Source organism: Amycolatopsis alkalitolerans (assembly GCF_006152065.1).
Taxonomy (GTDB): domain Bacteria; phylum Actinomycetota; class Actinomycetes; order Mycobacteriales; family Pseudonocardiaceae; genus Amycolatopsis_E; species Amycolatopsis_E alkalitolerans.
Genome location: NZ_VDFW01000064.1, coordinates 1 through 5,217, shown reverse-complemented (window position 1 = coordinate 5,217; position 5,217 = coordinate 1). Strand labels below are relative to the sequence as shown.

Below are 5,217 nucleotides of genomic sequence, written 5' to 3'. Positions count from 1 at the left end.
TTTTTTTGCCCTGTTTTGGGTTTCTTTGAGATTCGAGTCGATCGGATTTTCTTCGATGCATTGTTGGAGAGTTTGATCCTGGCTCAGGACGAACGCTGGCGGCGTGCTTAACACATGCAAGTCGAACGCTGAAGCTACTTCGGTGGTGGATGAGTGGCGAACGGGTGAGTAACACGTGGATAACCTGCCCTGTACTTTGGGATAAGCCTGGGAAACTGGGTCTAATACCGGATAGGACCTTGCCGCGCATGTGGTGGGGTGGAAAGTTGTGGCGGTATGGGTTGGGTCCGCGGCCTATCAGCTTGACGGTGGGGTGATGGCCTACCGTGGCGACGACGGGTAGCCGGCCTGAGAGGGTGTCCGGCCACACTGGGACTGAGACACGGCCCAGACTCCTACGGGAGGCAGCAGTGGGGAATATTGCACAATGGGCGGAAGCCTGATGCAGCGACGCCGCGTGAGGGATGACGGCCTTCGGGTTGTAAACCTCTTTCGCCAAGGACGAAGCCGTGAGGTGACGGTACTTGGATAAGAAGCACCGGCTAACTACGTGCCAGCAGCCGCGGTAATACGTAGGGTGCGAGCGTTGTCCGGAATTATTGGGCGTAAAGAGCTCGTAGGCGGCTCATTGCGTCTGCCGTGAAAATTCACAGCTTAACTGTGGACGTGCGGTGGATACGGGTGGGCTTGAGTTCGGTAGGGGAGACTGGAATTCCTGGTGTAGCGGTGAAATGCGCAGATATCAGGAGGAACACCGGTGGCGAAGGCGGGTCTCTGGGCCGATACTGACGCTGAGGAGCGAAAGCGTGGGGAGCGAACAGGATTAGATACCCTGGTAGTCCACGCTGTAAACGTTGGGCGCTAGGTGTGGGTGACTGTTCACGTTGTCCGTGCCGTAGCTAACGCATTAAGCGCCCCGCCTGGGGAGTACGGCCGCAAGGCTAAAACTCAAAGGAATTGACGGGGGCCCGCACAAGCGGCGGAGCATGTGGATTAATTCGATGCAACGCGAAGAACCTTACCTGGGTTTGACATGCACAGGATCCCGGCAGAGATGTCGGTTCCCTTGTGGCCTGTGTGCAGGTGGTGCATGGCTGTCGTCAGCTCGTGTCGTGAGATGTTGGGTTAAGTCCCGCAACGAGCGCAACCCTTGCCCTATGTTGCCAGCACGCCCTTCGGGGTGGTGGGGACTCGTGGGGGACTGCCGGGGTCAACTCGGAGGAAGGTGGGGATGACGTCAAGTCATCATGCCCCTTATGTCCAGGGCTTCACACATGCTACAATGGCTGGTACAGAGGGTGGCGATATCGTGAGGTGGAGCGAATCCCTTAAAGCCGGTCTCAGTTCGGATCGTAGTCTGCAACTCGACTGCGTGAAGTCGGAGTCGCTAGTAATCGCAGATCAGCAACGCTGCGGTGAATACGTTCCCGGGCCTTGTACACACCGCCCGTCACGTCATGAAAGTCGGTAACACCCGAAGCCCATGGCCCAACCCGTAAGGGAGGGAGTGGTCGAAGGTGGGACTGGCGATTGGGACGAAGTCGTAACAAGGTAGCCGTACCGGAAGGTGCGGCTGGATCACCTCCTTTCTAAGGAGCACAACACATCCGCTCCCTCGGGGTCTTCGGGCCAGGGTGGGGGTGGAGTGGCCAGGTTCAGGGACCGGATGTGTTCCTGTCTGGGCGCTCATGGAATTGTGAACCTACTGGTTGAATGCCGTTGATCTGATCATGGGCTGGTGAGTACTGCTCCTTGTGTGGGGGTGTGGAAAGCGGTGGTCTGGTTCGGATGGATGGTTGTTTGCTATGCACACTGTTGGGTCCTGAGGCAACACGTGGTGTTGTTTCTGGGTGTGGTGTTTGAGAATTGTAGAGTGGATGCGAGCATCTTTGTGGTCAAGTTTTTATGGGCGCATGGTGGATGTCTTGGCATCAGGGGCCGATGAAGGACGTGGGAGGCTGCGATAAGCCTCGGGGAGCTGTCAACCGAGCTGTGATCCGAGGGTGTCCGAATGGGGAAACCCAGCACCTGTGATGAGGTGTTACTCCAGCCTGAATGTATAGGGTTGTGAGAGGGAACGCGGGGAAGTGAAACATCTTAGTACCCGTAGGAAGAGAAAACACTTAGTGATTCCGTGAGTAGTGGCGAGCGAAAGCGGAGGAGGCTAAACCGGATGCATGTGATACCTGTCAGGGGTTGTGTGTTCGGGGTTGTGAGACCCGTCTTCTAGAATCTGACAGTTCTAGCGCGATGCCGCACAGTTAGCAGAACACCTTGGGATGGGTGACCGTAGTGGGTGAGAGTCCTGTATGTGAAAGCTGTGTGGGTGTGGTGTGGTGGTGTTCTCGAGTAGCAGCGAGCTCGTGGAATTTGCTGTGAATCTGCCGGGACCACTCGGTAAGCCTAAATACTTCCTGGTGACCGATAGCGGACGAGTACCGTGAGGGAAAGATGAAAAGTACCCCGGGAGGGGAGTGAAAGAGTACCTGAAACCGTGTGCCTGCAAGCCGTCAGAGCCGAGCTGTGCCCTTTGGGGTGTGGTGGTGATGGCGTGCCTTTTGAAGAATGAGCCTGCGAGTTAGTGCTGCGTGGCGAGGTTAACCCGTGGTGGGGTAGCCGTAGCGAAAGCGAGTCTGAAGAGGGCGTTTCTAGTCGCGTGGTCTAGACCCGAAGCGGAGTGATCTACCCATGGCCAGGTTGAAGCGCCGGTAAGACGGTGTGGAGGGCCGAACCCACCAGGGTTGAAAACCTGGGGGATGAGTTGTGGGTAGGGGTGAAAGGCCAATCAAACTCCGTGATAGCTGGTTCTCCCCGAAATGCATTTAGGTGCAGCGTCGTGTGTTTCATGGTGGGGGTAGAGCTACTGGGTGGCCTAGGGGCCTTACCGGGTTACCGAAGTCAACCAAACTCCGAATACCATCATGTGAGAGCGCGGCAGTGAGACGGCGGGGGATAAGCTTCGTCGTCGAGAGGGAAACAGCCCAGAACACCGGCTAAGGCCCCGAAGTGTGTGCTTAGTGGGAAAGGATGTGGGATCGCTGAGACAACCAGGAGGTTGGCTTAGAAGCAGCCACCCTTGAAAGAGTGCGTAATAGCTCACTGGTCAAGTGGTCCTGCGCCGACAATGTAGCGGGGCTGAAGCACACCGCCGAAGCCGTGTCACCGCACCGGGAGCCCTAACGGGTGGTGTGGTGGGTAGGGGAGCGTCCTGCGCCCGGTGAAGCAGTGGGGTGACCCAACTGTGGAGGGTGTGGGAGTGAGAATGCAGGCATGAGTAGCGAATGCAGAGTGAGAATCTCTGCCGCCGGATGACCAAGGGTTCCTGGGTCAAGTTTGTCTGCCCAGGGTGAGTCGGGACCTAAGGCGAGGCCGACAGGCGTAGTCGATGGATAACGGGTTGATATTCCCGTACCCGCGTGTGTTCGTCCAGGACGAGGCTGGTGATACTAACCACCCGAACCTGCTGAGGCTTTCGGGTCGAGGTGGGGGAGCGTGGGGCCTGAGCTGGTAGTAGTCGAGTGATGGGGTGACGCAGGAAGGTAGCCCCGCCAGCTGGTGGATGTGCTGGTGTAAGCGTGTGGCCCGTTGTGTAGGTAAATCCGCACAACAATAGGGTGAGGCGTGATGCGTAGCCGTTGTGGTGAAGAGGGTGATCCTATGCTGCCGAGAAAAGCCTCTAGCGAGAGCATGTGTGGCCCGTACCCGAAACCGACACAGGTGGTCAGGTAGAGAATACTAAGGCGGTCGGGTGAACTGTGGTTAAGGAACTCGGCAAAATGCCCCCGTAACTTCGGGAGAAGGGGGGCCAAAAACCCTGAAGCCTTTCGCGGGCTAGGGGTGGTTGGCCGCAGAGACCAGCGGAAAGCGACTGTTTACTAAAAACACAGGTCCATGCGAAGTTGTAAAACGATGTATATGGACTGACGCCTGCCCGGTGCTGGAACGTTAAGAGGACCGCTTAACCCCTTTCGGGGGGTGAAGGTGAGAATTTAAGCGCCAGTAAACGGCGGTGGTAACTATAACCATCCTAAGGTAGCGAAATTCCTTGTCGGGTAAGTTCCGACCTGCACGAATGGCGTAACGACTTTCCGGCTGTCTCAACCACAGGCCCGGTGAAATTGCATTACGAGTAAAGATGCTCGTTACGCGCGGCAGGACGGAAAGACCCCGGGACCTTTACTATAGCTTGGTATTGGTTTTCGGTTCGGTTTGTGTAGGATAGGTGGGAGACTGTGAAACTCTGACGCTAGTTGGGGTGGAGTCGTTGTTGAAATACCACTCTGGCCGGATGGGGAATCTGAACCTGGGACCGTGATCCGGTTCAGGGACAGTGCCTGGTGGGTAGTTTAACTGGGGCGGTTGCCTCCTAAAGAGTAACGGAGGCGCCCAAAGGTTCCCTCAGCCTGGTTGGCAATCAGGTGGTGAGTGTAAGTGCACAAGGGAGCTTGACTGTGAGACTGACAGGTCGAGCAGGGACGAAAGTCGGGACTAGTGATCCGGCACCTCCTGGTGGAAGGGGTGTCGCTCAACGGATAAAAGGTACCCCGGGGATAACAGGCTGATCTTGCCCAAGAGTCCATATCGACGGCATGGTTTGGCACCTCGATGTCGGCTCGTCGCATCCTGGGGCTGGAGTAGGTCCCAAGGGTTGGGCTGTTCGCCCATTAAAGCGGCACGCGAGCTGGGTTTAGAACGTCGTGAGACAGTTCGGTCCCTATCCGCCGCGCGCGTAGGAGACTTGAGGAAGGCTGTCCCTAGTACGAGAGGACCGGGACGGACGAACCTCTGGTATGCCAGTTGTCCCGCCAGGGGCATGGCTGGTTAGCTACGTTCGGAAGGGATAACCGCTGAAGGCATCTAAGCGGGAAGCCTGTTCCAAGATGAGGTCTCCCACCCAGTGATGGGGTAAGGCCCCCTAAAGACGATGGGGTTGATAGGCCAGAAATGGACGCACAGTAATGTGTTTTCGAGTTGACTGGTACTAATAGGCCGAGGACTTGCCACAAACATGCTACGCATCCACTCTACGATCCTGAAACACCACACCACCTGTCGACAAACTGCAAACAGTCGAAACACCGTGTGTGTTTGAAAGTGTTTCGGTGGTGATAGCGGTAGGGAAACGCCCGGTCCCATCCCGAACCCGGAAGCTAAGCCTACCAGCGCCGATGGTACTGCACCCGCCAGGATGTGGGAGAGTAGGACACCGCCGAACTT

3 rRNA genes are annotated in these 5,217 nt (G+C 56.9%); all 3 read left to right on the top strand.

The features are described 5' to 3' along the window. The first annotated feature begins 60 nt into the window (after window positions 1-60). Window positions 61-1,589: ribosomal RNA gene (locus FG385_RS33570) — 16S ribosomal RNA — on the top strand. 304 nt (window positions 1,590-1,893) lie between these two features. Next, window positions 1,894-5,005: ribosomal RNA gene (locus FG385_RS33565) — 23S ribosomal RNA — on the top strand. Between the two features lie 93 nt (window positions 5,006-5,098). Then, window positions 5,099-5,215 (top strand): 5S ribosomal RNA (gene rrf / locus FG385_RS33560). The 16S, 23S and 5S rRNA genes sit together here, the layout of an rRNA operon. The last annotated feature ends 2 nt before the right edge of the window (window positions 5,216-5,217 follow it).